Origin of the sequence: Mitsuaria chitosanitabida ATCC BAA-476 = NBRC 102408, from assembly GCF_001598255.1 — a bacterium.
Lineage (GTDB): Bacteria > Pseudomonadota > Gammaproteobacteria > Burkholderiales > Burkholderiaceae_C > Roseateles > Roseateles chitosanitabidus.
This window is the reverse complement of record NZ_BCYP01000011.1, coordinates 52,655-76,756: the sequence shown is the minus strand read 5'-3', so window position 1 is coordinate 76,756 and position 24,102 is coordinate 52,655. Positions and strand designations below refer to the sequence as shown.

Annotated in this window: 24 protein-coding genes; 13 read left to right on the top strand and 11 right to left on the bottom strand. The window is 69.7% G+C overall.

Annotation, left to right across the window (positions count from 1 at the left end; translation table 11 throughout):
• Window positions 1-6: 6 nt before the first annotated feature.
• The 4 genes from kdpC to kdpF form a co-directional block, all read right to left on the bottom strand.
• Window positions 7-597, bottom strand: coding sequence for a potassium-transporting ATPase subunit KdpC (gene kdpC / locus MCHT01_RS07195; RefSeq protein ID WP_067064143.1), 591 nt, complete (start codon window positions 595-597; stop codon window positions 7-9).
• A gap of 21 nt (window positions 598-618) precedes the next feature.
• On the bottom strand, window positions 619-2,682 hold the full coding sequence (gene kdpB, locus MCHT01_RS07190; RefSeq protein WP_067064356.1) for a potassium-transporting ATPase subunit KdpB: 2,064 nt from the start codon (window positions 2,680-2,682) through the stop codon (window positions 619-621).
• Window positions 2,683-2,872: 190 nt separating this feature from the next.
• Window positions 2,873-4,666 carry a potassium-transporting ATPase subunit KdpA gene (gene kdpA / locus MCHT01_RS07185; RefSeq protein WP_067064142.1) on the bottom strand — a complete coding sequence of 598 codons (1,794 nt, stop codon included), beginning with the start codon at window positions 4,664-4,666 and terminating at the stop codon, window positions 2,873-2,875.
• Window position 4,667: 1 nt separating this feature from the next.
• Window positions 4,668-4,757 (bottom strand): K(+)-transporting ATPase subunit F, encoded by a 90-nt coding sequence (gene kdpF, locus MCHT01_RS07180; RefSeq protein ID WP_067064141.1) that lies wholly within the window; start codon window positions 4,755-4,757, stop codon window positions 4,668-4,670.
• A 334-nt stretch (window positions 4,758-5,091) separates the two neighbouring features.
• Here kdpF and MCHT01_RS07175 point away from each other — a divergent pair, with 334 nt between their 5' ends.
• Entirely contained in the window at window positions 5,092-5,664 is a 573-nt protein-coding gene (locus MCHT01_RS07175) for a PEP-CTERM sorting domain-containing protein (protein ID WP_067064140.1), read from the top strand.
• 75 nt (window positions 5,665-5,739) lie between these two features.
• On the opposite strand, the gene MCHT01_RS07170 is transcribed toward MCHT01_RS07175, so the two are convergent.
• Together MCHT01_RS07170 and MCHT01_RS07165 are read right to left on the bottom strand one after the other, a co-directional pair.
• A complete protein-coding gene (locus MCHT01_RS07170) occupies window positions 5,740-6,540 on the bottom strand; it encodes a molybdate ABC transporter substrate-binding protein (protein ID WP_067064139.1) in 801 nt (266 codons plus the stop codon).
• Window positions 6,541-6,631: 91 nt separating this feature from the next.
• Entirely contained in the window at window positions 6,632-7,573 is a 942-nt protein-coding gene (locus tag MCHT01_RS07165) for a LysR family transcriptional regulator (protein WP_067064138.1), read from the bottom strand.
• 136 nt (window positions 7,574-7,709) lie between these two features.
• Between MCHT01_RS07165 and MCHT01_RS07160 the strand changes: the two genes are divergently transcribed.
• On the top strand, window positions 7,710-8,972 hold the full coding sequence (locus MCHT01_RS07160) for an MFS transporter (RefSeq protein WP_067064137.1): 1,263 nt from the start codon (window positions 7,710-7,712) through the stop codon (window positions 8,970-8,972).
• Here MCHT01_RS07160 and MCHT01_RS07155 read toward each other — a convergent pair whose 3' ends face one another.
• Entirely contained in the window at window positions 8,973-10,388 is a 1,416-nt protein-coding gene (locus MCHT01_RS07155; RefSeq protein WP_245643188.1) for an MFS transporter, read from the bottom strand.
• Between the two features lie 202 nt (window positions 10,389-10,590).
• On the opposite strand from MCHT01_RS07155, the gene MCHT01_RS07150 reads away from it, so the two are divergent.
• Window positions 10,591-11,499, top strand: a complete 909-nt coding sequence (locus MCHT01_RS07150) for a LysR family transcriptional regulator (protein ID WP_067064136.1) — start codon at window positions 10,591-10,593, stop codon at window positions 11,497-11,499.
• Window positions 11,500-11,535: 36 nt separating this feature from the next.
• On the opposite strand, the gene MCHT01_RS07145 is transcribed toward MCHT01_RS07150, so the two are convergent.
• On the bottom strand, window positions 11,536-12,042 hold the full coding sequence (locus MCHT01_RS07145; RefSeq protein WP_218017878.1) for a hypothetical protein: 507 nt from the start codon (window positions 12,040-12,042) through the stop codon (window positions 11,536-11,538).
• 250 nt (window positions 12,043-12,292) lie between these two features.
• On the opposite strand from MCHT01_RS07145, the gene MCHT01_RS07140 reads away from it, so the two are divergent.
• The 10 genes from MCHT01_RS07140 to MCHT01_RS07095 all read left to right on the top strand — a co-directional run bounded on the left by MCHT01_RS07140 (window position 12,293) and on the right by MCHT01_RS07095 (window position 23,036).
• Window positions 12,293-13,354 carry an SPFH domain-containing protein gene (locus tag MCHT01_RS07140; RefSeq protein ID WP_067064135.1) on the top strand — a complete coding sequence of 354 codons (1,062 nt, stop codon included), beginning with the start codon at window positions 12,293-12,295 and terminating at the stop codon, window positions 13,352-13,354.
• 84 nt (window positions 13,355-13,438) lie between these two features.
• Window positions 13,439-15,040, top strand: coding sequence for a DUF4178 domain-containing protein (locus tag MCHT01_RS07135; RefSeq protein ID WP_067064134.1), 1,602 nt, complete (start codon window positions 13,439-13,441; stop codon window positions 15,038-15,040).
• A 120-nt stretch (window positions 15,041-15,160) separates the two neighbouring features.
• Window positions 15,161-15,385 carry a DUF350 domain-containing protein gene (locus tag MCHT01_RS07130; protein WP_067064133.1) on the top strand — a complete coding sequence of 75 codons (225 nt, stop codon included), beginning with the start codon at window positions 15,161-15,163 and terminating at the stop codon, window positions 15,383-15,385.
• A 28-nt stretch (window positions 15,386-15,413) separates the two neighbouring features.
• Window positions 15,414-16,256, top strand: coding sequence for a hypothetical protein (locus tag MCHT01_RS07125; RefSeq protein ID WP_148661433.1), 843 nt, complete (start codon window positions 15,414-15,416; stop codon window positions 16,254-16,256).
• Window positions 16,257-16,414: 158 nt separating this feature from the next.
• Window positions 16,415-17,239, top strand: coding sequence for a hypothetical protein (locus MCHT01_RS07120; protein WP_148661432.1), 825 nt, complete (start codon window positions 16,415-16,417; stop codon window positions 17,237-17,239).
• A gap of 132 nt (window positions 17,240-17,371) precedes the next feature.
• Window positions 17,372-17,797 (top strand): PA2779 family protein, encoded by a 426-nt coding sequence (locus tag MCHT01_RS07115; protein WP_067064130.1) that lies wholly within the window; start codon window positions 17,372-17,374, stop codon window positions 17,795-17,797.
• A 7-nt stretch (window positions 17,798-17,804) separates the two neighbouring features.
• Window positions 17,805-18,788, top strand: coding sequence for a PA2778 family cysteine peptidase (locus MCHT01_RS07110; protein ID WP_067064129.1), 984 nt, complete (start codon window positions 17,805-17,807; stop codon window positions 18,786-18,788).
• A gap of 69 nt (window positions 18,789-18,857) precedes the next feature.
• Window positions 18,858-20,453 carry a polyamine aminopropyltransferase gene (locus MCHT01_RS07105; protein ID WP_084452102.1) on the top strand — a complete coding sequence of 532 codons (1,596 nt, stop codon included), beginning with the start codon at window positions 18,858-18,860 and terminating at the stop codon, window positions 20,451-20,453.
• A complete protein-coding gene (locus MCHT01_RS07100; protein ID WP_245643187.1) occupies window positions 20,450-22,090 on the top strand; it encodes a flavin monoamine oxidase family protein in 1,641 nt (546 codons plus the stop codon). The genes MCHT01_RS07105 and MCHT01_RS07100 overlap by 4 nt, the downstream gene beginning before the upstream one ends.
• A 136-nt stretch (window positions 22,091-22,226) precedes the next feature.
• Window positions 22,227-23,036, top strand: a complete 810-nt coding sequence (locus MCHT01_RS07095; RefSeq protein ID WP_067064128.1) for an acyl-CoA thioesterase — start codon at window positions 22,227-22,229, stop codon at window positions 23,034-23,036.
• Here MCHT01_RS07095 and MCHT01_RS07090 read toward each other — a convergent pair.
• From MCHT01_RS07090 to moaD, 3 genes are all read right to left on the bottom strand, one after another.
• The gene (locus MCHT01_RS07090; protein WP_067064127.1) at window positions 23,026-23,337 is read right to left on the bottom strand and encodes a HigA family addiction module antitoxin; all 312 of its coding nucleotides are present in this window, start codon (window positions 23,335-23,337) and stop codon (window positions 23,026-23,028) included. The two genes, MCHT01_RS07095 and MCHT01_RS07090, sit on opposite strands and share 11 nt — an antisense overlap.
• Before the next feature lie 7 nt (window positions 23,338-23,344).
• Window positions 23,345-23,623, bottom strand: a complete 279-nt coding sequence (locus MCHT01_RS07085; protein WP_067064126.1) for a type II toxin-antitoxin system RelE/ParE family toxin — start codon at window positions 23,621-23,623, stop codon at window positions 23,345-23,347.
• Between the two features lie 213 nt (window positions 23,624-23,836).
• The gene (moaD, locus tag MCHT01_RS07080) at window positions 23,837-24,088 is read right to left on the bottom strand and encodes a molybdopterin converting factor subunit 1 (RefSeq protein ID WP_067064124.1); all 252 of its coding nucleotides are present in this window, start codon (window positions 24,086-24,088) and stop codon (window positions 23,837-23,839) included.
• Window positions 24,089-24,102: the final 14 nt, after the last annotated feature.

The following is a 24,102-nucleotide window of genomic DNA, read 5'->3' as shown; positions in this document are numbered from 1 at the left end:
ATCGGATCAATGGGCAGGTTGCGCCTTGTCGAGCGCGAGGTTGAGCTTGAGCACGTTGACGCGGGGCTCGCCGAGGACGGCGAGGTCGCGGGTTTCGGTGTTCGCCTGGATGAGGCGTTCCACGGCCGCGACGGGCAGGCCGCGCTCGCGGGCGACGCGCGCGGTCTGGTACCGCGCGGCGGCCATCGAGATGTGCGGATCCAGGCCGCTGGCCGAGGCGCTGACCAGGTCGACCGGGACCGGCAGCGGGTTCTGCGGATCAGCCGCCTTGAGGGCGTCCAGCCGCGCCTTGACGGCGTCGGTGAGCGCGCTGTTCAGCGGCCCCTGGTTGGACCCGCCGGAGCCGGTCGCGTTGTTGGCCATCGGCGCGGTGGCCGAGGGGCGGCCCCAGAAGTAGCGCGGGGACGAGAAGCTCTGGCCGATCAGGCCGGAGCCGACCACCTTGCCGTCCTGCTCGATCAGGCTGCCTTCGGCCTGGAACGGGAACAGGGTCTTGGCCACGCCGGTGACCACCGCCGGGTACAGCAGCCCGGTGACCGCGCTGAGCAGCACGAAGCCCGTCAGCGCGGGGCGCAGCATCTTGAGAGTCGAAGTCATGGTGTGAGTCCTTTCCGCGCGTCAGACGAGGTGCAGCGCGACCAGCAGCAGGTCGATGACCTTGATGCCGATGAAGGGAACGATCAGGCCGCCCAGGCCGTAGATCCAGAGGTTGCGGCGCAGCAGCGCGGCGGCGCCGATGGGCCGGTAGGCCACGCCCTTCAGGGCCAGCGGGATCAGCGCGACGATGATCAACGCGTTGAAGATCACCGCCGACAGGATCGCGGACGCCGGGCTGTGCAGGCCCATCACGTTGAGCGCGGCCAGTTGCGGATACACGCCCAGGAACATCGCCGGGATGATGGCGAAGTACTTCGCCACGTCGTTCGCGATCGAGAAGGTCGTCAGCGATCCGCGCGTCATCAGGAGCTGTTTGCCGGTCTCGACGATCTCCAGCAGCTTGGTCGGATTGGAGTCCAGGTCGACCATGTTGCCGGCCTCCTTTGCGGCCTGCGTGCCGCTGGCCATCGCCACCGCCACGTCGGCCTGCGCGAGCGCGGGCGCGTCGTTGGTGCCGTCGCCGGTCATCGCCACCAGGCGGCCTTCGCCCTGGTAATCGCGGATCAGCTTGAGCTTGGCCTCGGGCGTGGCTTCGGCGAGGAAGTCGTCGACGCCAGCCTCGGCCGCGATCGCGGCGGCGGTGAGGCGGTTGTCGCCGGTGATCATCACCGTGCGGATGCCCATCTTGCGCAGCTGCGCGAAGCGCTCCTTGATGCCGCCCTTGACGATGTCCTTGAGCTCGACCACGCCCAGCACGCGGGCCTGGCCTTCATTGAGATCGGCCACCACCAGCGGCGTGGAGCCGCGGCGCGCGACTTCCTCGGCCACCGCGGTGACCTGGGCCGGCATCTGGCCGCCATGCAGCTCGACGAAGCGGCGGATCGCATCGACCGCGCCCTTGCGCAGCTGGCGCTTGGGCGAGTCGACATCGCCGAAGTCGACGCCGCTCATGCGGGTCTGGGCTGTGAACGGGACGAAGTGGGCTTGCAGCGTGGCCAGCTCGCGCTCGCGCAGGTTGAAGCGCTGCTTGGCCAGCACCACGATGCTGCGGCCCTCGGGCGTCTCGTCGGCCAGCGAGGCCAGTTGCGCGGCGTCGGCCAGGACCTGCTCCTGCAGGTTGGGCGCGGGCAGGAAGGCCGAGGCCTGGCGGTTGCCCAGCGTGATGGTGCCGGTCTTGTCCAGCATCAGCACGTCGACGTCGCCGGCGGCTTCCACGGCGCGGCCCGAGGTCGCGATCACGTTGGCCTGCATCAGGCGGCTCATGCCGGCCACGCCGATGGCGGACAGCAGCCCGCCGATGGTCGTGGGGATCAGGCAGACCAGCAGCGACACCAGCGCGGTGATGGACACCACGGTGCCGGCGCCGGCCGCTTCCACGCTGAACAGTGAGTACGGCAGCAGCGTCACCGTGACGACCAGGAAGACCAGGGTCAGCGCGACCAGCAGGATGGTCAGCGCGATCTCGTTGGGCGTCTTCTGGCGCTTGGCGCTCTCGACCATCGCGATCATGCGGTCGAGGAAGGCCTCGCCCGGATTCACGGCGATGCGCACGACCACCCAGTCCGACAGCACGCGGGTGCCGCCGGTGACGGCGGAGAAGTCGCCGCCGGACTCGCGGATCACGGGCGCGGATTCACCGGTGATGGCGCTCTCGTCGACCGAGGCGACGCCCTCGATGACCTCCCCGTCCAGCGGGACCAGGTCGCCGGCCTCGACCAGCACGACGTGGCCCTTGCGCAGCTCTTCCGAGCTGACCGGATGCCAGGACGAGCCGTGGCGCGGCTGCTCCAGCTTCTTGGCCCAGGTCTTGGCCTTGAGGCCGCGCAGCGACGCGGCCTGCGCCTTGGAGCGGCCCTCGGCCAGCGCTTCCGCGAAGTTGGCGAAGAGCACGGTGAACCACAGCCACAGCGCGATCGCCAGCATGAAGCCGGGGCCCTCGGCGCCGGCGAGTTCCGGCTTGGAGAAGCTGGCCAGCCACAGGCCGGTGGTCAGGATGCTGCCGGCGTAGACGACGAACATCACCGGGTTGCGCAGCTGCACCGCGGGGGCGAGCTTGGCGAAGGACTGGACGATCGCGGGCTTCATCAGCGCGGGATCCCAGAGTCCGGTGCGGGCGTTGGCGCGGGGCGTCTGCGGGTCCTGGCCTTGCGGACCTTGAGGGCCCTGGGGCGCGGGACCGGTGGCCTTGACGCCGCCGAGGACCTCGGTGCGGGCCGAGGCCGGCACCGAGGTGTGAAGGGTCTTGAGTTGATTGGTCATGACGGGCTCCGAAGCTTTACTTCCAGAGCATCAGGTGCTCGACGACGGGGCCGAGCGCGAGCGCGGGCACGTAGTTCAGCAGGCCGACCAGGAGGACGGTGCCGATGAGCAGCACGACGAACAGGGGGCCGTGGGTGGGCAGCGTGCCCTCGCCGACGGGGATGCGCTTCTTGGCGGCCAGGCTGCCGGCGATGGCCAGCACGGGGACGATGACCAGGAAGCGGCCGAGCCACATCGCGATGCCGAGCATCGTGTTGTAGAAGGGCGTGTTGGCGGACAGGCCGGCGAAGGCGCTGCCGTTGTTGTTGGCGGCCGAGGTGAAGGCGTAGAGGATCTCGCTGAAGCCGTGGGCGCCGGGGTTGGCGATACCGGCCTTGCCGTCGCCCGCCAGGACCGCGATGGCGGTGCCCGCCAGCACGACGATGGGCGTGACGAGGATGGCGACGGCGCTCATCTTCATCTCGAAGGGCTCGATCTTCTTGCCGAGGTACTCGGGCGTGCGGCCGATCATCAAGCCGGCGATGAAGACAGCCAGGATCGCGAAGATCAGCATCCCGTACAGGCCGGTGCCGACGCCGCCGAAGACCACCTCGCCCAGCTGCATCATCACCAGCGGCACGGCGCCGCCGATGGGGGTGAAGCTGTCGTGCATCGCGTTGACCGCGCCGCAGGAGGCGGCCGTGGTGATGACCGCGAAGAGCGAGCTGGCGCCGATGCCGAAGCGGGTCTCCTTCCCCTCCATGTTCCCGCCGGCCTGGAGCTCGGTGGCCTGGATGTCGACGCCCTGCGCGGCGACCAGCGGATTGCCGGCCTGCTCGGCGGGCGTGGCGATCAGCACGCCGACGATGAACATCACGCTCATCGCGGCCAGGATCGCGGCGCCCTGCCGGCGGTCGCCGACGAGCTGACCGAAGCTCAGGCACAGCGCGGCCGGGATCACGAAGATCGCGACCATCTGCAGCAGGTTGCTGAGCGGGGTCGGGTTCTCGTACGGATGGGCCGAGTTGGCGTTGAAGAAGCCGCCACCGTTGGTGCCCAGCATCTTGATCGACTCCTGCGAGGCGACCGGACCCATGGCGAGCGTCTGCTCCTGGGTGCGCTGGTTCTCCATGACGGGCTGGCCCTTGTCGTCCTTGACGGGCTGGCCGTCGGCGCCGAGCTTGGGCGTCTGGAAGTCCTGGGCCTCGACGGTCTGGAAGGTCTTGTAGCCGTCGAAGTTCTGGATCACGCCTTGCTGGACGAAGACGACCGCGAGGAGGAAGGACAGCGGCAGCAGCAGCCACAGGGTGCAGCGCGTCACGTCGGCCCAGAAGTTGCCGACGTGGCCGGACAGGCGCGTGGCGAAGCCGCGGATCAGCGCGAAGACGACGGCGATGCCGGTGGCGGCGGACAGGAAGTTCTGCACCGTCAGCGCGAGCATCTGGGTCAGGTAGCTCATCGTCGACTCGCCGCCGTAGCCCTGCCAGTTGGTGTTGGCGACGAAGCTGATGGCGGTGTTGAAGGCCGAGTCGGGTGAGACCGCGGCCATCCCTGCCGGGTTGAGCGGCAGCACGCCTTGCAGGCGCTGCAGGGCGTAGACGGCGATGACGCCGATGAAGTTGAAGATCAGCAGGCCGATGGCGTACTGCTTCCAGCCCATGCCCTCGTCGGCCTTGATGCCGCAGAGGCGGAAGATCGGACGCTCGATGGCGGCGAGCCAGCGAGGGATCCGGCCTTGGGCGAGCGCGGTGATCCAGCGGGAGAGCGGCCACGCGAGCAGCAGCGTGACGACGAGGTAGAGGGCCAGGTTGGCCCAGGCGAGGTTCGTCATGTCAGAACTCCTCGGCGCGCCAGAGCGCGATCAGGAGATAGACGAACAGGCCCGCGGAGAGCAGGCCGGTCAACCAGTAGAGCGCGCTCATTGCTTGCTCCCCAACCGGTCGCTGGCGACTGCCAGACCGACCGCGACGAGGAACAAGACGACGCTCAATCCGAGAAAGAGTGCATCCATGTTTGAAAACCCATGCCCTCTCGAGTGAGGGCGGGATGGGATGGATGGACTCTAAGAATCAGCGGATCAAGGGGTTGTAGAAGCTCCGCGGGTCGGTATCAAGATTCCATAAAGATGCCCGGCATCCGTGAAAGTGTGGAGTCGGGAGTCTTGACACCTCGGTCAGGGACATCGCGCAACCCCTTGATTCAGAAGGGTGGCAAGCGTCTTGCTATGGCCACCAGCTTCATCAAGGAGGAAACATCATGATCACGACCCGCCTCGTCAAATCGCTGGCCGCCGCCGGCCTGGCCCTGGCCCTGGGCTCGGCTCAGGCCTCGCCGGTCACGTTCAACCTGTCGTACTCCGGCCTGTCGTTCGGCAACGAAGCCGTGGCCACGGGCTTCATCACGCTGGAGTCCGACTCGTTCACTCACGCGACGAACGTGGGCAACGTGTCGCCGGCGGCGCTCGGCATCACGGCCTTCCAGATCACCGTCAACGGCGCCGCCGGCGGCAATGGGACCTTCCAGTTGAGCGACTTCGGCGCTGCGCCGAACGGTTGGGTGCTGAACGTTTCGCAGCCCCTGAACCTGGCCTTGGATCTGGTGGGCCAGATCGGCTTCAACGATTTCAACTGGTGCGCCATCAGCGCCGCCTGCGGCAGTGCCTCCGCACCGGGTGGCAATGCGATCTTCACCATCCGCACCGCCGCCGAGACGGGCGACCAGCTGCGCCTGACGTCCATGGCCGTCGCGAACGTCCCGGAGCCGGGTTCGCTCGCGCTGCTCGGCATCGCCGTGGCAGGTCTCGCCGCGGTGCGTCGCCGCAAGCAGTGAGTCCGCTGGACGCCGCATGAGGAAGGGCCGCTCGGTGAGCGGCCCTTTCCATTCCCGCGAATCATCTGTCGACGATCACCGGGTCCTGGCATGCAACCCGCTGCGCGTCAGCGTCTCGGCACTCCCGCCGGACGCCAGATATCGGATGAACGCCTCAGCCTGGGCGCGATGCCGGCTGGAGGCGACGATGCCGGCCGCGTAGGGCGTGATCTTCTGGAGCTCCGCCGGCAGCTCGCCCACGATGCGGATGCCCTTCACCGGTTGGAGTTCGCTGCGCTGCTGGCAGCCGAAGGCGGCCTGGCGGGAGGCCACGATCTCGCCCACCGGCGTGGCCGGGATCTGCCGGCCCTTCGCCTTCACCTCGGCCTCGATGCCGAGCCGCTTCAGCAGCACGTTCTGGATGTACTCACCGCTCGCGCTGTCCGACCAGGCGATCGACGGGGCGCTCAGGAAGGCGGCCTTGACCTGGTCGACCGTGCCCAGCTCCGGCGCTGCCGCGCCCGCCGGCACCGCGCAGGCGATGTATGAATCGGCGAGGACCACCTTCGTCGCCCCGTCGACCAGCCCTTGTTCGATCAGCTTGTCCAAGGCCGGTCCGACCATGATCAGGACGTCCAGCGGCTCCCCGCGGGCGAGCCGCGCCGGGATCGCCTGCTTCGTCTCCCCCATGGAGGGTCCGAACTGCCGATCCACGGTCACGCCGGGCGTGTCCTTCTCGTAGCGGACGGCCAGCTCCTTGAAGGCCTCGGCGAAGCCGCCCGAGGAGACCGCGACGAGGCGATCGGCGGCTTGCGCCAGCGGCGCGGTGGAGATCGCCGCGGCCATGACGGCAGAAAGGACGAAACGACGGCGAAGGAGCGAGGACTGGCGTTGCATGGGGAGGTCCGGAATCAAGGTGCCTGAATCTTGAGGTCACCTCTCCGATGCGTCCAGTGCAACGTTCTGAACATTTATTGCTTGGCACGCATCAACCCCTTCGACCGGCCTTCGGCGTCGCCTCCTGCGCCGCGCCGGCCATCTTGAGCGCCTGCACGAGCAGCTTCGCCAGCTCCTCGGCTTGCGCTGAAAGCCGATGCCCCTTGCGCGTGATCAGCCCGAGCGTCCGGCTCACCAGCGGCCGGGTCAGCGGCACGCCCACCAGGTCCTTCGACGAGGTGCCCGTCAGCGCGAGCCGCGGAATCGCGCTGACGCCCAGTCCGGCCCGGACCAGCGCCAGCGCGCCTTCCACGTGATTCACCTCGACGTGCGTCGCCGGCCGGCCCTTGGCCTGCGCGACCGCGTTGTCCAGCAGCATCCGGTTGCCGCTGTCCGCCGCCAGCGAGATGAAGCGCTCGCCGACGAACTCCTCCCACCCCACCGATCGCAACTTCGCGAGTCCATGGCGCGCCGGCACCACCAGCACGTAGCGCTCCTTCACGATGGCGGCGAAGTCGATCGACGGCTCCTGCGCGCCGAGGAAGTTGACGCCGAAGTCGGCCTGTTTCTCCACCACGGCCTTGAGCACCTGTGGCGCGCTGTGGTCCAGCATCTTGATCCGCGTGTCCGGGTGCAACTGGGCGAACTGCGCCAGCACCTCGGGCAGCAGGTGATTCGCCACCGAGGGGATGCAGGCCACGGTCACCAGCCCCGCCCGGCGCTCCGCCCGGTCGCCCACGTCGGAGATCGCGTTCTGCAGCGCGGCCAGCGCCTCGCTCGCATGGGTCAGGAACTGCTCGCCGTCCTCGGTCAGGCTCACCCGCCGCGTCGTGCGGTCGAAGAGCCGCACGCCCAGCGCTTCCTCGATCCGGTCGATGCGCCGGCTCAGCGCCGAGGGCGAGATGAACAGCGCCTCCGACGCCGCCCGGAAGTTCATCCGCTCCGCCACCGCGACGAAGGCCGCCAGTTCACCCAGGTCAAAATTGATTCTCATGGCGCATCAATCGTTCCGTTCTTTGCACTTCTCGCAACTTTGCCGGGAAAGCATGATGCCGCGCAAGATAAAACCGATTCCGGAGACTGCCATGACCGTCCTGACTGCGTCCGCCCCGCCTTCCCCGCCCCCCAGGATGCCCCGCAGGGCCGCGCTCGGCGCGGTGCTCCGCGTGACCAGTGGCAACTTCCTGGAGATGTTCGACTTCTTTCTCTACGGCTTCTACGCGACCTACATCGCGCAGACCTTTTTCCCCAGCGACAGCGAGTACCTCTCGCTCATGCTCACCTTCGTGACCTTCGGCGCCGGTTTTCTGATGCGCCCGCTGGGCGCGATCATCCTGGGCGCCTACATCGACAAGATCGGTCGCCGCAAGGGCCTGATCCTGACGCTCGCCATCATGGCCTGCGGCACCGTGCTGATCGCCTTCACGCCGGCCTACGCGACCATCGGCGTGCTGGCGCCCGTGCTTGTGCTGATCGGCCGCCTGCTGCAGGGCTTCTCGGCCGGCGTCGAGCTGGGCGGCGTGTCCGTCTACCTGGCGGAGATGGCCACACCCGGCCGCAAGGGCTTCTACGTGAGCTGGCAATCCGCCAGCCAGCAGGCCGCCATCATGGTCGCCGCGGCGCTGGGCTACGGCATCAGCCAGTGGTTCACGACCGCCCAGATCAGCGAATGGGCCTGGCGCATCCCCTTCCTGATCGGCTCGCTGATCCTGCCCTTCGTGTTCCAGATCCGTCGCTCGCTGACCGAGACCGAATCCTTCCTCGCCCGCAAGCATCATCCGTCGATCGGGGAGATCGTCGCCTCCATGCTGCGCAACTGGGCGCTGGTGGGCGCGGGGATGATGCTGGTGGTCATGACCACGGTGTCCTTCTACCTGATCACCGTCTACACCCCGACCTTCGGCAAGTCCGTCCTGCACCTGTCCGCCACCAGCGCGCTGCTGGTGACCTTCTGCGTCGGCCTGTCCAACTTCGTGTGGCTGCCGGTGATGGGCGCGGTGTCCGACCGCATCGGCCGCTGGCCGCTGCTCGTGGTCTTCAGCCTGCTCACGCTGCTGACCGCCTATCCGGCGATGTCCTGGCTGGTCCAGGCGCCGTCCTTCGAGCGCATGCTGGCCGTCGAGCTCTGGCTGTCCTTCCTCTACGCCAGCTACAACGCCGCCACCATCGTCGCGCTCACGGAGATCATGCCGGTGGAGGTCCGCACGACGGGCTTCTCGCTGGCCTACAGCCTGGCCACGGCGATCTTCGGCGGCTTCACGCCGCTGGTCTCCACCTGGCTGATCCAGACCACCGGCGACAAGGCCGCCCCCGGTCTCTGGATGAGCGGCGCCGCCGCCGTCGGCCTGGCCGCGACCGCCCTGCTCTATCGGGGCATCGTCAAGGCGCGGTGATCACTTGCGGTGGTGGGTCTCGCCGCGCCCCAGGCTGACCAGCCCGGCGATCAGCGCGAAGCCCGCCGCCATGCCCAGGCCCAGGTGCGAGGCCTTCGAGGCCGGCAGCCACGCAAAGAGCAGCCCCATCAGCAAGCTCCCGACGGTCTGTCCCGTGAGGCGCGCCACGCCCTGGGCACCCCCGGCCGCGCCGCTGCGCTCCTTGGGCGCGGACATCAGCATGTTGCGGTTGTTGGGTGTCTGGAAGAACCCGAAGCCCAGGCCCGCGAGCAGGGTGAACACCACCAGCAGCAGCTTGGGATCCGTCTGCATCGGCCAGACCGCGCAGAGCGCCAAGCCGGTCGCCAGCAGCCCGGCGCCCGCGGCGCAGAGCTTCGCCGTCGAGATGCGGTCCGCGAGCCGGCCCGCCATCGGCGCGGCCGCCATCACGGCGAGCGGCCAGGGCGTCATCAGCAGACCGGTCTCGAGCACGCTCAGTCCGAGCACGTGATGCATGTAGAACGGCAGCGCGACGTAGCTCGCCATCTGGCCCGTGAAGCAGCACACCGACGCGATGATCGACATCCGGAACGGGGCCGAGCGCAGCAGGTCCAGCGGAATCAGCGGCGCCGCGCGCGGCAGCTCCCGACGCACGAGCAGGGTCAGGCAGATCACGGCCGCGATCAGCAGCGCCCCGCCCTCCACCGGATGCTCGAGCACGCGGTCGCCGCCGAGCACGAAGGTCGCGAACATGCCCGCGTTGAGGGCGACGCTCCAGAGGTCCAGCGGCCGGTTGGAGCCCGGCGTGCGCGGCAGTCCGCGCGCGGCCAGCAGCACCAGCAGGCCCACCGGCAGGTTCACCGCGAAGAGCCAGGGCCAGCTCGCCACCGACAGGATGGCCGCGCCGACCGCCGGACCGGCCGCGGACGCCGCCGCCACCGTCAGCGCGTTGTAGGCGATGGCCTGGCCGAGCATCCGCTTCGGATAGGTGAATCGCAGCAGCGCCAGGCCGAGCGGCATCACCGCCGCGCTGCCCAGGCCCTGCAGGCACCGCCCCGCGACGAGCCACGGCAGCGACGGCGCCATCGCGCAGAGCGCCGAGGCCAGGGTGAACAACGCGACGCCGCTCATGAAGACGCGCCGATAGCCGAGCTTCTCGCCCAGCGCCGAGGCCGGCAGCAGGAACATCACAACGACCAGCTGATAGGCGGTCACGACCCAGACCGTGTCGGCCGGTGACGCGTCCAGGCGCTGCGCGATGTTGGGCAGCGCGACATTGGCGATCGCGCCGTCCAGCACGACCAGCACCAGCGCGCCGAGGATGGCCGCCACCGCCGCGTAGCGCCGCGGCAGCGGCACGCCGTCGGGCTCGGCCGAGGACGACGTAGTGGTCGCCAGGTTCAGCGTCGCGGCGGCGGGCGACGCTTCGGGGGTCACGGTGGGCGCGACAGTCGCCCCCGTGTGCGATAGCGCGGCGGGATCGGGGGACGTGGAAGTGGCTGAGGACATCGGTACTGCGGTCTCGGGAGGTGGTGCGATCAGCATAGGAGCCGAGGGGCGTCGGGGCCAGAGCGTGGCGCGCAAGGAGTCCCTGCACGGCACGCCATCCGCACGGCCTCCCTCGTGCTAGCGTCGCCGGATGGCCGACGACATCGATCTGAATCTGCTGACCGCGCTGGACGCGCTGCTCGCCGAGGGCAGCGTCGCTCGCGCCGCCGAGCGGCTGCACCTCTCCGAGTCGGCCATGAGCCGCACCCTGGCCCGCCTGCGCGAGGCCACCGGCGATCCGCTGCTCGTGCGCGCAGGCCGCACGATGGTGCCCACGCCGCATGCGCTCGCGCTGCGGGACCAGGTCCGCGACCTGGCGCAAGGCGCCCGCGCGGTGCTGCAGCCGGCCGGCGCCGGCTGGGACCTGCGGACGGTGCAGCGCAGCTTCACGCTGCGCGCCAACGACGGCTTCATCGAGGCCTTCGGTCCGACGCTCGTGCAGCGCGCCGCGGCCGAAGCCCCGGGCGTGTGCCTGCGCTTCGCCCCCAAGCCGGACAAGGACATCCGCCCGCTGCGGGAGGGGCTGATCGACCTGGACATCGGCGTGCTCGGCGAGACCGGCCCGGAGGTCCGGCTGCAGACGCTGTACCGGGACCGCTACGTCGCGGCGGTGAGGAAGGGGCATCCGCTGATGGACGAAGGCGAGTGCAGCGCCGAGCGCTACGCCGCCTTCGGACACGTGGTGACCTCGCGGCGCGGCCGCCGCACGGGGCCGGTGGACGGGGCGCTCGCGGCGATGGGTCTGGCGCGCAAGGTCGCCGTCGTGGTGCCGAGCTTCCGCGCCGCCTTGTCGATCGCGGCGCATACGGACCTGGTGGCCCTGGTCCCCGCGTCCTACTTCGTCCAGGACCACGAACTCGGCGCGCTGCGCGCCGTCCCGCTACCGGTGGAAACCGAGCCCATCACGATCTCCCAGATGTGGCATCCGAGGACGGAGCGCGATGCGGGGCATCGGTGGCTCAGGGGGCTGGTCGTCGACGTGTGCCGGCCGAGAGCTTGAGGCCGGCTTCGGCACAGGGACAGCCCCGGCTTCGCGTCACTTCCCGGGGACTTCGGCCTTCGCGGCAGCCCGCGTGAAATGCGCCGTCCTCATCTTCGGCGTGCCGTCCTTGAGGAAGAAGGTCTCGGTTTCCGTCAGCACCTTGCCGTCGGCACTGACTGAGAACACACGCGTCGAGCGCGGGATGCCCTCGAAGACGAACTGCATCACCAACACGCTGGGAGACGGCATCTTCGCGGCGACGACGTCGACGAAGTAGGTCCCCGTCGCGCGCCCGGGCGAGCCGTCCAGCGGGATCGTCGACTCGGAGAACAGCCGCTGGCCCTGCGCATCGATGATCTCGACCTTGGTCGACCACTTGCCCTCCGCGGCGTCGCGGAACTCAAGGGCGACGCGCTTGGGCCGGACCTCGGGCGGCATCGGCAAGGTGGCGACGTCCAGCGCCCATTCGCCGACAAGCGGCGACGGCTCGGTCTGAGCCGCCATGACGGGCGCGGCCAGGCAGGCGATGGCCAGCAGGCCACCGGTGATCAATGCGTTCATCTTCGTCTCCCTAGGCTCATTCGGCTCAGTTCTGCGGATGACCTGCCCGATCAAGACGGCCTCGGCCCCTCGATCTCGCGATCACCGCGCCGCACGATACCGGAGTCCGCTCCGCCGACGTCCAAGGCCCCATTTCGCGCCGAACCATCCGTGGAACCTCCCCCCTGAGGGTGACCTTCGTCCTTGACGCCCTGAGGGATACTCCCCGCCGACGGTCGAGTTGGACCGTGCCATTTCGTGGAGCAGCGCCATGGGCCTGATGGACTTCATCAAGAAACAGTTCATAGACATCATCCAGTGGACCGAGGACGACAACGGCGTCCTGGCCTACCGGTTCCCGATGCAGGACTTCGAGATCCAGTACGGCGGCTCCCTCACGGTCCGTGAATCCCAGATGGCCGTCTTCATCAACGAAGGCAAGGTCGCCGACGTCTTCGGACCCGGCATGTACAAGCTGACCACGCAGACCCTGCCGGTCCTCACCTATCTCAAGAACTGGGACAAGCTCTTCGAATCCCCCTTCAAGAGCGACGTCTACTTCTTCTCCACCCGTCAGCAGGTCGACCAGCGCTGGGGCACCACCCAGCCCGTCACCATCCGCGACAAGGACTTCGGTGCCGTGCGCCTGCGCGCCTTCGGCAACTACAGCTATCGCATCGTCGATCCGAAGAAGTTCCACACCGAGATCTCCGGCACCCGCGAGCGCTACACCGTCACCGAGCTCGACGGCCAGCTCCGCGGCCTGATGCTCCAGCACATCAGCGACGCCGTCGCCCAGTCCGGCATCCCCTTCCTCGACCTCGCCGCCAATCAGGTCGAGTTCGCGAAGGCCCTGCAGGAAGCGACCCAGCCCGCCTTCGACGCGCTCGGCCTCAAGCTCGAGATGGTCACCCTGCAGAACGTCTCGCTGCCCGAGGAACTGCAGAAGATCCTCGACCAGAAGATCGGCATGGGCATGATCGGCCAGAACATGGGCCAGTTCATGCAGTACCAGACCGCCCAGGCCATCCCCAAGCTCGCCGAAGGCGTGGGCTCCGGCGGCGGCTCCGGCATCGCCGGCGACGCAATGGGGCTGGGCGCCGGTCTGGCGCTCGGCCAGACCATGGCCCAGCAACTGCAGGCCGGGCTGACCGGCGCCAACGCGGCCGCTCAGGCCGCCCAGCAGCCGGTCCCTCAACCGCAGCCCGCCAGCCAGGGCGCCGACGAGGTCCTGCTGCTGCTGGAGAAGCTCGGCGACCTCAAGGCCAAGGGCATCCTGACCGACGAGGAATTCGCCGCCAAGAAGGCCGAGCTGCTGAAGAAGCTGGCCTGAGCCTGACCGGGCCCGAGCTCAGGCTCGGGCCACCGTCCCTTCGCCGTTTCACTGATCGCTGACCTGACCGATTCCGGAACCTGATTGGCTACCCCGTCTCCCCAGCGCCGCTGGCAGGCGCACTGCCCCAATTGCGGTGCGCCCGTCGAGTTCGCCTCCGCCGCCTCCGCCAGCGCGGTCTGCAGCTATTGCCGCTCCACGCTGCTGCGTGACGGTGACACGCTCCGCAAGATCGGCACCAGCGCCGAGCTCTTCGAGGACTACTCCCCGCTGCAGATCGGCGCCGCCGGCCGTTACGCGGGCGCGTCCTTCGTTGTGGTCGGCCGGCTGCAGATGGCCTATGCCGACGGCAGCTGGAACGAGTGGCACATCCTGTTCGACGCCAACGCCGATCAGCCGCCCCGCAGCGGCTGGCTGGCCGAGGACAACGGCAGCTTCGTCGTCAGCTTCGAGGCCCCGCTCACCGAGCGAGCGCCCGATCCCGCCTCCCTGCGCCCCGCCGGCATGCAGTTCCTGGCCGGCTCGGCCTGGCAGGTCGCGTCCATCGTCGACGCCACCATCGCCGCCGCGCAGGGCGAGCTGCCGCACCCGCCGCGGATGGCCTCCAGCTATCCCATCGTCGACCTGCGCAACACGCAGAACGAGGTCGGGACGCTTGAGTACGGCGACCCCAGCCAGCCGACCTGGTCGGTGGGGCGCGCCGTCGCGCTCGCGGATCTGTCGCTGACGGGGCTGCGCGAGGCCAGCGGCGCGACGCTGCAATCCAAGGCCATCCCCTGCCCCAACTGCGGCGCCTCGCTGGAGCCCAAGCTCGAGACCACGCAATCCATCGTCTGCGCCCAGTGCCAGTCGGTGGTCGACATTTCCCAGGGCGCGGGCTCGGATCTGGCCGCCTACCGCCAGACCAACGGCACGCCGCCCCAGATCCCGCTGGGCACGACCGGCCTGCTGGCCGTCAGCGGCGGAACCCCCAAGGAGTGGCAGGTCGTCGGCTACATGGAGCGCTGCGACCTCCCCGAGACCGCCGAGGACGAGCAGACCTTCTGGCGCGAGTACCTGCTGTTCAACCGCATGGAAGGCTTCTGCTTCCTGGTCGACACCGAGGATGGCTGGAGCATCGTCCGTCCGATGACCGGCGCGCCCTCGGTGTCCGGCAGTGGCGTGGTCAGCTACCAGGACAAGCCCTTCAAGAAGAAGTGGACCTACACCGCCAAGGTCACCTACGTCCTGGGCGAGTTCTACTGGCGCGTCAAGCGCGAGGAACGCGCGCTGGTCCGTGACTTCGAATGGCGCAACGGCAACCGGCTGGAGCTGCTCAGCAGCGAGCAGACCGGCAACGAGGTCACCTGGAGTCACGGCCGGGCGGTCGAGGCGGCGGAAGTCCGCCGCTTCTTCTCGCTGCCCGAGGACCAGATGCCGGCGCTGGCGCGCGACGTCTCGTCCGGCATGGACCAGGGCAAGATCATCCGCAACTTCATCATCGCGCTGGTGGTGCTGGTGGTGATCGTCGCGCTGGTGAAGGCCTGCAGCAGCGACGACTGCCAGCGCTACAAGGACACCTACGGCGAGAGCAGCGCCGAGTACCAGCAGTGCAAGCGCAGCAGCCGCGGCAGCGGGGTCGGTTACGTCGGCTCCAGCGGCGGCTCCTACGGCGGCTACAGCAGCGGAGGCGGCGGCCACAAGTAGGCCGCGCCCCAGGCCCGCCGTCCCGCCCCGGCCGCTTACAGTGGCCGGCGATCCGCCCCGTCGGGGGCGACGACGGACGGCGACAGATCAGGCATCGAACGGAATTCTCAGGAGAGCGACATGGACGGATTCGACTGGCTCAAGCCGAGCATCGTGCTGGGCTCCATCCTCTACGCCGTGATCGGCGTGCTGGTCTTCTGGATCAGCTTCATCATCATCGACAAGCTCACCCCCTACAAACTGTGGGAGGAGATCGTCGAGCACAAGAACATGGCCCTGGCCGTCGTGGTCGCGGCGATGTGCATCTCCATCGGCCAGATCGTCGCCGCGGCGATCCACGGCTGATCCGATGCGCCGACCCGCCGCCCGCCTCGTGAGCGCCCGTGCCATCCGCGCCCCCCGCGTCCTGCGAACGGCCGCGCGTGGCCTCCGGAGCGGCCTGGGGCTGGGCGTGGTCGCCTGCCTCTCGCTCCTGACGACGGAAACGGCACTCGCCCAGCAGCGGCCCTACACGCCGCCGCCCGGCCCCAAGCCGACGGCGGTCGCGCCCAAGGGCGACTTCACCGCGGGGCTGCCGCCGGCCGCCAGCGGCGCGGCACCCGAGGAAGGTTCCGACGAGGCCTTCCGCGCCAAGGCCGAGGCCGACGCGCTGCGCCGCAGCGCCCTGCCGATCAAGCGCGCCGGCGCGCGCTTGATCCTGCCCACCGCGACGGGCCGGCCCGTGGTCTTCGACAGCGTCATCGGCGCCACCACCGACGCCAGTGGCGAGAACTACCAGGACTACCGCTTCGACGGCTTGTCGCCGGACCGGGAGTTCTACGTCGTCAGCGTCACCTTCTACGAAGGCTCGGACGTCTACTGGGTCTCGCGCCAGGACGGCACCCGCTACGCGGTCCACGGGCGGCCGCAGGCCTCGCCGGACGGCAGCCTGCTGGTGATGGCCCACGGCTCCGCCGCCCGCGACTTCAACGGCATCATCGTGTGGGAACGCAGCGCCGGCCGGCTGGTCGAGCGCTTCCGGCTCGAGCCCGAGGGCGCCCAGTCCGGCTTCTATCGCGTCATGCGCTGGAAGGACAACCGCACGGTCGAGCTCGAGCGCCTGGTCATCGACGGCAGCACCTGCGGCGGCGGCACCGGCGAATCGCTGGCGGCGCTGGTCCGCGACGGCGACCGCTGGACGCTCAAGGAGCTGACCGCCCTCCGCTGCAAGACCTGACCCTCCAGACGTCACCGCCCATCCAGCGTGACCGACTTCACGATCCGACGGGTCGTGGGGTCAGGTGTTGTCACCGCAGGTAACCCTGGGTGGACCACCGCACAGAGCGCTTCTAGACTGCCGCGCCTCCACCGCTCCCGGCGTCCGTCCCGCGTTCGATGTCTGCCTCGTCCCTCCCCCCTGCCCGCCGCGTCCATGCGGCGTTGCTGCTGGCGCTGTCGCCCTGGGTCGTCGGCATCGGCGCAACCGCCGTCGCCAGCACGATGCCCAGCCCCGCGACGCCGGTCCGCGCGATGGGGATCGCCCCGCGCGGCGAGCTCATCGCGCCCGACGTCGCCACCGCGCGCGACACCGTCCCGGCCGCCGAGGCGGGCTCCGACGAGGAGTTCCGCGCCCAGGCCGAGAGCGACGTGCTGCGCCGTCTCGCCCTCCCCGTGCGGCGCGAGTCGCTGCGGCTGTGGATGCCCGTCGCCAAGGGCCGCCCGGTGGTGCTCGACAGCCTGCGCCCCGATCCCATCGACAGCGCCATCCCCTACGTCGACTACCGCTTCGACGGCCTCTCGCCGGACCGCGGCTTCTACGTCGTGCGCGCGACCACGCTGGCCGGCAGCGAGCTGCTGTGGATCTCGCGCGCGGACGGCACGCGCTACGCGATGCATGGGAACGTCCACCCCTCGCCGGACGGCCGCCACCTGATCGTCACGCATGCGTCCAGCGGCGCGGAGTTCAGCGGCGTCGTTCTCTGGAGCCTGGAGGACGGCCGGCTGGTCCAGCGCTACCGCTTCCAACCCACGCCGGAGCAGAACGCCATCAGCTTCCGCTTCCTGCGCTGGCGCGACGCGGACACCGCCGAGCTGACCCAGTTCGCCCAGGTCGATCCGTCCACCTGTGGCCTGGGCACGGTCGCCTCGACCGCGCTGCTCTCGCGCAAGACCGACCACTGGATCCTGCGCAGCGCCAGCGGCGCCCGCTGCGAACCCTGACGCCGCCTTAACACGTTCCGCTCGCGTGTTCGGGAAGCGGAGTTGCATCCGATGTGACGCCCGGTAATCGAACTTGTAACAGCGGCGGGCGGGGACCTAGGATTTCACCAATCTTCCTTCCAAGGTCCTCCGATGAACCGCGAACCACAAGCCTCCCGTCCTTCCCTGACCCAGCGCACGATCGCCTCGGCGCTGATCGCGTCGTGCTCGCTGATGGCCGTGCCGATGCACGCCAGCGCCCAGGTCGTCCCGACGGACGCGCTGGTCCAGCCGCAGGCCACCGGTGACATCGCCGACAGCCGCGCCCGCGTCAACGCCTTCTTCGCCCGCGACGACGTGCGCCGCGCGATGGTGAAGGAAGGCGTGGACGGCGCCGCCGCGCAGGCCCGCGTGGACGCCATGTCCGACGACGAGATCCGCGCCCTGGACGGCCGCATCGCGCAGGCCCCGGCCGGCGGCGAGGTGCTGGGCATCATCTTCACCGTCTTCGTCATCCTGCTGGTGACCGACATCCTCGGCTTCACCAAGGTCTTCCCGTTCACCCGTTCGATCCGCTGAGGTCGACATGCGCGCCGCGGTCCGCTCCTTCGGCCTCCCGCGTCGATCGTCCGCGTCGTCGGCGCTGCTGGCGCTGACGGTCGCGACGACCCTGCTGCTGGGCGGCTGCGCGAGCATGCCCCCGCAGGTCAGCGCGCTGGAGTCGCAGTGGCCGGCCCAGTTGCCGCCGCGCGCGGACCTGTCCTCGCGCACGCCCTTCATCGCGCAGGACGACTACGAATGCGGCCCGGCCGCGCTGGCGATGCTGCTGCGCTCGGCGGGCCGCCCGGCCACGATCGAGCAGCTCAAGCCGCAGGTCTTCCTGCCTGGCCGCAAGGGCTCGCTGCAGACCGAGATGCTGGTGGCCACGCGCCGCCAGGGTCTGCCGGCCTACGTGCTGCCGCCGCGGCTGGACGCGCTGCTGACGGAAGTCGCGGCGGGTCACCCGGTGGTCGTGTTCCAGAACCTGTCGCTGGACATCGCGCCGGTGTGGCACTACGCCGTGGCCGTGGGCTACGACCGCGAGCGCCGCACGATCCTGCTGCACAGCGGCACGACCGAACGGCAGGAAGTGGAACTGGCCGTCTTCGAGCGCACCTGGGCCCGGGGCGAGCACTGGGCCATGACGACCATGCCGCTGGACCAGTTGCCCGCCTCGCTGGATGGCGCGCAGGCCGGCGCGGCGCTGGCCGCGCTGGAGCGCCTGAACGCGCCGGCGGCCCGCAAGGGCTATGCGTCCGCGCTGACGCGCTGGCCCGGCGAGCCGGTGCTGCTGATGGGCGCCGGCAACACCGCCTATGCCGCCAAGGACCGCCGTGCCGCGGTCAAGGCCTATGCCCGCCTGACCGACGTGCGGCCGGACATTCCGGACGGCTGGAACAACCTGGCGCAGGTGCTGATGGAGCAAGGCATGCGCTACAAGGCCTCGCTCGCGATCGAGCGCGCGGTGGCGCTCGGCGGCCCCCGCCTGGACCAGTACAAGGCGCTGCAGAAGAAGATCACCGGGATGTGATCCCGCGGGGCGGATCTCACCCTCTCGGGTGCCCTTCGCCCGCCCTGGCGCGTGATAGCCTCGCGCCCCATGTCCGAACCCCACATCGCCCCCCCGTCGCCCCACGACGGCGGCGCCCACGACCCGGGCCGCACCTCGCTGCCCGAGGTCCTGCTGCTGACCAGCGTCTTCGTCATCGCGGCCTGCGGCCTGGTCTACGAGCTCGCCGCGGGCGCGCTCGCCAGCTACCTGCTCGGCGACTCGGTCCTGCAGTTCTCGACCATCATCGGCAGCTACCTCTTCGCGATGGGCCTGGGGTCCTGGCTGTCGCGCTACATCGACCGGCAACTGGTCGCGCACTTCCTGCGGCTGGAGTTGCTCGTCGGTGTCGTCGGCGGGCTGATGCCCGCGGCGCTGTTCACCGCGCACAGCCTGCTGCCCCCCTCCCAGGTCGGCGCCTTCCGCATCCTGCTCTACGGGCTGGTACTGCTGGTGGGCACGCTGGTCGGGCTCGAGATCCCGCTGGTGATGCGCATCCTCAAGCGCCACTTCAAGCAGCGCTACGCGCTCAAGGAACTGGTCTCGCAGGTGCTGACCTTCGACTACCTGGGCGCGCTGCTGGTCGCCGTCGCCTTCCCGCTGCTGCTGGTACCCAACCTCGGTCTGGTGCGCACGGGCCTGTTCTTCGGCCTGCTGAACGTCGCGGTCGCGGTGTGGGCGCTGTGGCTGTTCCGGCCGGAGCTGCGCGCCTGGCGCTCGCACGCGCTGGCCTGCGCGGGCAGCGTGCTCGTGCTGGTGGTGGCCATGGCCGGCGCGGACCGCCTCAGCACCTGGGCCGAGGACCGCTTCTACGGCGAGCACATCGTGTTCAAGGAAAGCAGCGACTACCAGCGCATCGTCGTCACGCAAGGCGCGGCCGGCACGCGGCTCTTCCTGAACGGCAACCTGCAGTTCCACTCGCGCGACGAGTACCGCTATCACGAGGCCCTGGTCCATCCCGCGATGGCCGCGCAAGGCGCGCCGCGCAACGTGCTGGTGCTGGGCGGCGGCGACGGCATGGCCGTGCGCGAGATCCTGCGCTATCCCTCGGTCGAGCATGTCACGCTGGTCGAGCTCGATCCGCACATGACGCGGCTGTTCGGGACCATGCCGCTGCTGCGCCAGCTGAACCAGGATGCGCTGCTCAGCCCCAAGCTCAAGATCGTCAACACCGACGCCTTCGGCTGGCTGGAGACCACGGACCAGACCTTCGACGTCATCGTCATCGACTTCCCCGATCCCAGCAATTTCGCGCTGGGCAAGCTCTACACGGCCAGCTTCTACAAGCTGATGGACCAGCACCTGGCCGCGTCCGGCTACGCGGTGATCCAGGCGACCTCGCCGCTGGTGGCGCCGCGCGCCTACTGGACCGTGGTGAACACGGTGGAATCGGTCGGTCTGATCGCCACGCCGTACCACGCCCATGTGCCGAGCTTCGGCGAATGGGGCTATGTGCTGGCCAGCCGCCGGCCCTGGTCGATGCCCCGTCAGCTGCCGCCCGGCCTGCGTTTCCTGACGATCGCCGGCATCCCGTCGCTGATGAACTTCCCGCCGGACATGGCGCGGCCCGAGGGGCTGGAAGTGAATCGGCTGTCCAACCAGGTGCTGGTGCACGAGTTCGAGCGCGAATGGGGCAAGCTGCATTGAAGCGCCGCGACCTGCTGGCGTTGTCGCTGCTGCCGCTGCTCTCGGCCTGCGGCCGCGATGCGCGCCCGGTCGCCGATCGCCTCGCCGCCCGCGTGGCCGAGCTGCCCGGCGGCTGGACCGGCGCGGCCTGGGAACGCGGCCATCGCCTGCGCGGCGCCCTGCCCGTCTGGGCCGCGGCGAAGGACACGCCCAAGCGGGCGCAGGTGCTGGTGCTGGGCGCCGGCATCGCGGGCCTGGCCTGCGCGCGCCGCTTGCGCCTGAGCGGCGTGGACGTCGCCCTGCTGGACCTGGAGGACCGGCCCGGCGGCAACAGCCGCGGGCATCGCATCGGCGCGGGCCCCGAGCTCGGCGAGGGCCTGCGTTGCCCGCTCGGCGCGCACTACCTGCCCACGCCCAATCCCGAGGCCGTCGAGGTGCAGGCGCTGCTCGAGGACCTCGGGCTCGCGCGCCACGAGGCGGGCCGCTGGGTCTACGAGGAACGCTGGCTCTGTCACAGCCCGCAGGAGCGGCTCTGGTGGCACGACCAGTGGGTCGACGGCCTGCTGCCGCCCGCGGAGTCACCCGAGGTGCTCGCCCAGTACCGCCGCTTCGGCGAGCGGGTCGAGCAGGCGCGCCACGAGGTCGGGTTCTCGATGCCGACGCCGCGTCATGCCTGGACGCCCGCGCATCAGGCGCTGGACGCGCGGACCTTCGCCTCCTGGCTGGACGAGCACGGCCTGGACGCGGCCCCCTTGCGCTGGTACCTGGACTACTGCTGCCGCGACGACTATGGCGCGGACGCGTCGCAGGTCTCGGCCTGGGCCGGGCTGCACTACTTCGGCAGCCGCCACGGCTTCATGAGCGGCGAGGAGCGCGAGGCCGTGCTCACCTGGCCGCAAGGCAATGGCTGGCTGTCCGAGCGCCTGGCCGCGCCGCTGGCCGAGGCCTTCCATGGCGGTCACACGGCGCTGCGCGTGCGCGAGGAACGGCACGGCGTGTCGGTGCTGGTCTGGAACGACCGCGAGCAGATCGCCGAGCGCTGGGAGGCGGACCAGGTGGTGCTCGCGATGCCGCTGTTCATCGCGTCGCGCCTGGTGGAGCAGCCGCCCGCGGCGCTCATCGACGCCGCGTCGGGCATGCGCTACGCCCCGTGGCTGGTCGCGAACCTGCTGCTGGACACGGATCCGCTGGAGCGGCTGGGAGCGCCGCTGTCCTGGGACAACGTGGTCTACGGGGGCGAGTCGCTGGGCTACGTCAACGCGAACCAGCAATCGCTCGACCCGAGCCGCGGTCCGATGGTGCTGACCGCCTACCGCGCGCTGCGCGAGTCGCAACGCAAGGACCTGCTCCAGGACGACTGGCGCGCCTGGGCCGCGCGCGTGCTGGCCGACATGGCGCCCCTGCACCCGGACCTCCCGGAGCGGCTGCAGCGCGTCGAGCTGATGCGCTACGGCCACGCGATGAGCATCCCGCATCCGGGCCTGCGCGGCTCGCCGGCGCTGACGGCGCTGCGCGAGCAGGCGCAAGGTCGACTGCATGTCGCGCATGCGGACCTGGCGGGCTACTCGGTCTTCGAGGAGGCGTTCACGCAGGGCGAGATGGTGGCGGCGCGGCTGCTCAAGGCGGCACGCTCGTCGGCGGGTCCGCGCACGCGCTGAGCCCGACGCGCGGGACCCCATCGCTGTCCACGCGTGCGTCTAGAGACGAGTCTCCAGTCCATCGGTCCTCGACGTGACAGCGCCGGGCGTCGGCCTTGCCCAGAATCGGCGGATCTTCATTCGCCATGAGCCGCCCATGCCTCACGACCTCGATCAGGCCATCCTGCTGGCGCCCGCCGGTGGCCACCGCTTCGCCGGCGCGACGACGCCGGCCTACGCCAACATGGTCGGCCCCTTCGGCGGCACGACCAGCGCGGCGATGCTCAACGCGGTGCTGCTGCATCCGGAGCGCATCGGCGAGCCGATCGCGCTGACCGTCAACTTCGCGAGCGCCCTCGCCGACGGCGCCTTCGAGATCGACGCCCGCCCCGCTCGCACGAACCGTTCGACCCAGCACTGGGTGCTGGCGCTGACGCAGAACGGCGAGGTGGCCGCCACCGGCAGCGCCGTCTTCGCGCAGCGCCGCGACACCTGGTCGGCGCAGGAGGCCGCACTGCCGCCGGACGTGCCACCGGCTTCCGAGCTCAGGCGTCTGCCCACGGCGGGCTCGCCGGCCTGGGTGTCGCGCTACGACATGCGCTTCCTGCCGGGCTACGCGCCGGGCCCGTTCAACGGTGAGGAGCAGTCGCACTCGACGAGCCGCTTCTGGGTCCGCGACGAGCCGCCTCGGCCGATGGACTTCCCCTCCCTCGCGGCGATCTGCGATTGCTTCTTCCCGCGGATCTTCATCCGCCGCCGCCGTCCCGCGCCAATCGGCACGGTGACGCTGTCGACCTACTTCCACGCCGACACGGCCATGCTCGCGCAACAGGGCGACCGCCACGTGCTCGCGACGGCCAAGGCGCTCAACTTCCGCAACGGCTACTTCGACCAGACGGCCGAGGTCTGGAGCGACGAGGGCCAGATGCTGGCCTCGACGCATCAGATGGTCTATTTCAAGGAGTGAGCGGCACGGGCTGATAGACACGAATCCTCGACTCCAGCAGCGGCCTGAGTTCACGCGTCGCGACGCGGATGTCGTACTCCGCCTGGAGGTTGAGCCAGAACCTCGGGTCCATGCCGAAGAACAATCCGAGGCGCATGGCCGTATCCACGGTCACGGGACGCTGGCCGTTCACCAGATCGCTCACCCGGCTCGGCGGCACATCGATATCGGCCGCCAACTGCCTCGCAGTCAGCTTCATGGGCTTCATGAACTCCTCGAGGAGGATCTCCCCGGGGTGAATCTCGTCGAGCAACGTCGCCATAAGAGTCCTAGTGATAGTCGACGATCTCGACGTCATGCGGACCATCGGGCCGCCAGGCGAAGCAGATGCGCCACTGATCATTGATCCGGATGCTGTGCTGTCCCTTCCTGTCTCCGAGCAGGGCCTCGAGGCGGTTGCCGGGCGGAACCTTCAGCGCCCCCAGCACCGTCGCCGCGCTGAGCATCAGCAGCTTTCGTCTCGCTACTCGCTCAATGCGCATGAAGCGAGGCACCGCTCGGCTGAGGAACAGTGCCTCGGTGTCGGCACAGGCGAATGAGCAGATCATGCCACAGCATGTTCCGCGCGACGGAATCCGCCAATCAGAACATCTTGCACGACCTGGACTCATGACCGACACGGATGGCGGTTCGACTCACTGGAATCCGCGGGGCTTGTTCGACGGGGAGCCCGTCAGCCACGACGAGCGCCCGCTTTCGCGAGGGCCTCGTCGATCGGGCAAGACCTGGCACGCCATCGCGTGCCAGCCATCAGCGGCAGGTCACCCGCCCGTCACCGGCGGAAAGAACGCCACTTCCGATCCGTCCTTGACCGGCGTGTCCTCCGGCTGGATCTGCTGATCCACCGCGCAGCGGATGGCGCGGCCCCGGGCGAGCGCCTCGGCGTGCGCCGCGTCCTTCGCGATCAGGGCATCGCGGATCGACCCCAGCGTCGCGCCCGCGTGATGCTCGATGCGCTCGTCGGTTCCGAGGGCCTCGCGCAGCGAGGCGAAATAGCGGACGGTGATCGTCATGTCGGTACAGCTCT

What these genes read in the sequence shown, in the direction of transcription:
- kdpC (WP_067064143.1), bottom strand. Translation starts at nt 597, where the DNA reads ATGACTTCGACTCTCAAGATGCTGCGCCCCGCGCTGACGGGCTTCGTG.
- kdpB (WP_067064356.1), bottom strand. Translation starts at nt 2,682, where the DNA reads ATGAAGCCCGCGATCGTCCAGTCCTTCGCCAAGCTCGCCCCCGCGGTG.
- kdpA (WP_067064142.1), bottom strand. Translation starts at nt 4,666, where the DNA reads ATGACGAACCTCGCCTGGGCCAACCTGGCCCTCTACCTCGTCGTCACG.
- kdpF (WP_067064141.1), bottom strand. Translation starts at nt 4,757, where the DNA reads ATGAGCGCGCTCTACTGGTTGACCGGCCTGCTCTCCGCGGGCCTGTTC.
- MCHT01_RS07175 (WP_067064140.1), top strand. Translation starts at nt 5,092, where the DNA reads ATGATCACGACCCGCCTCGTCAAATCGCTGGCCGCCGCCGGCCTGGCC.
- MCHT01_RS07170 (WP_067064139.1), bottom strand. Translation starts at nt 6,540, where the DNA reads ATGCAACGCCAGTCCTCGCTCCTTCGCCGTCGTTTCGTCCTTTCTGCC.
- MCHT01_RS07165 (WP_067064138.1), bottom strand. Translation starts at nt 7,573, where the DNA reads ATGAGAATCAATTTTGACCTGGGTGAACTGGCGGCCTTCGTCGCGGTG.
- MCHT01_RS07160 (WP_067064137.1), top strand. Translation starts at nt 7,710, where the DNA reads ATGCCCCGCAGGGCCGCGCTCGGCGCGGTGCTCCGCGTGACCAGTGGC.
- MCHT01_RS07150 (WP_067064136.1), top strand. Translation starts at nt 10,591, where the DNA reads ATGGCCGACGACATCGATCTGAATCTGCTGACCGCGCTGGACGCGCTG.
- MCHT01_RS07145 (WP_218017878.1), bottom strand. Translation starts at nt 12,042, where the DNA reads ATGAACGCATTGATCACCGGTGGCCTGCTGGCCATCGCCTGCCTGGCC.
- MCHT01_RS07140 (WP_067064135.1), top strand. Translation starts at nt 12,293, where the DNA reads ATGGGCCTGATGGACTTCATCAAGAAACAGTTCATAGACATCATCCAG.
- MCHT01_RS07130 (WP_067064133.1), top strand. Translation starts at nt 15,161, where the DNA reads ATGGACGGATTCGACTGGCTCAAGCCGAGCATCGTGCTGGGCTCCATC.
- MCHT01_RS07120 (WP_148661432.1), top strand. Translation starts at nt 16,415, where the DNA reads ATGTCTGCCTCGTCCCTCCCCCCTGCCCGCCGCGTCCATGCGGCGTTG.
- MCHT01_RS07115 (WP_067064130.1), top strand. Translation starts at nt 17,372, where the DNA reads ATGAACCGCGAACCACAAGCCTCCCGTCCTTCCCTGACCCAGCGCACG.
- MCHT01_RS07110 (WP_067064129.1), top strand. Translation starts at nt 17,805, where the DNA reads ATGCGCGCCGCGGTCCGCTCCTTCGGCCTCCCGCGTCGATCGTCCGCG.
- MCHT01_RS07105 (WP_084452102.1), top strand. Translation starts at nt 18,858, where the DNA reads ATGTCCGAACCCCACATCGCCCCCCCGTCGCCCCACGACGGCGGCGCC.
- MCHT01_RS07095 (WP_067064128.1), top strand. Translation starts at nt 22,227, where the DNA reads ATGCCTCACGACCTCGATCAGGCCATCCTGCTGGCGCCCGCCGGTGGC.
- MCHT01_RS07090 (WP_067064127.1), bottom strand. Translation starts at nt 23,337, where the DNA reads ATGGCGACGTTGCTCGACGAGATTCACCCCGGGGAGATCCTCCTCGAG.
- MCHT01_RS07085 (WP_067064126.1), bottom strand. Translation starts at nt 23,623, where the DNA reads ATGATCTGCTCATTCGCCTGTGCCGACACCGAGGCACTGTTCCTCAGC.
- moaD (WP_067064124.1), bottom strand. Translation starts at nt 24,088, where the DNA reads ATGACGATCACCGTCCGCTATTTCGCCTCGCTGCGCGAGGCCCTCGGA.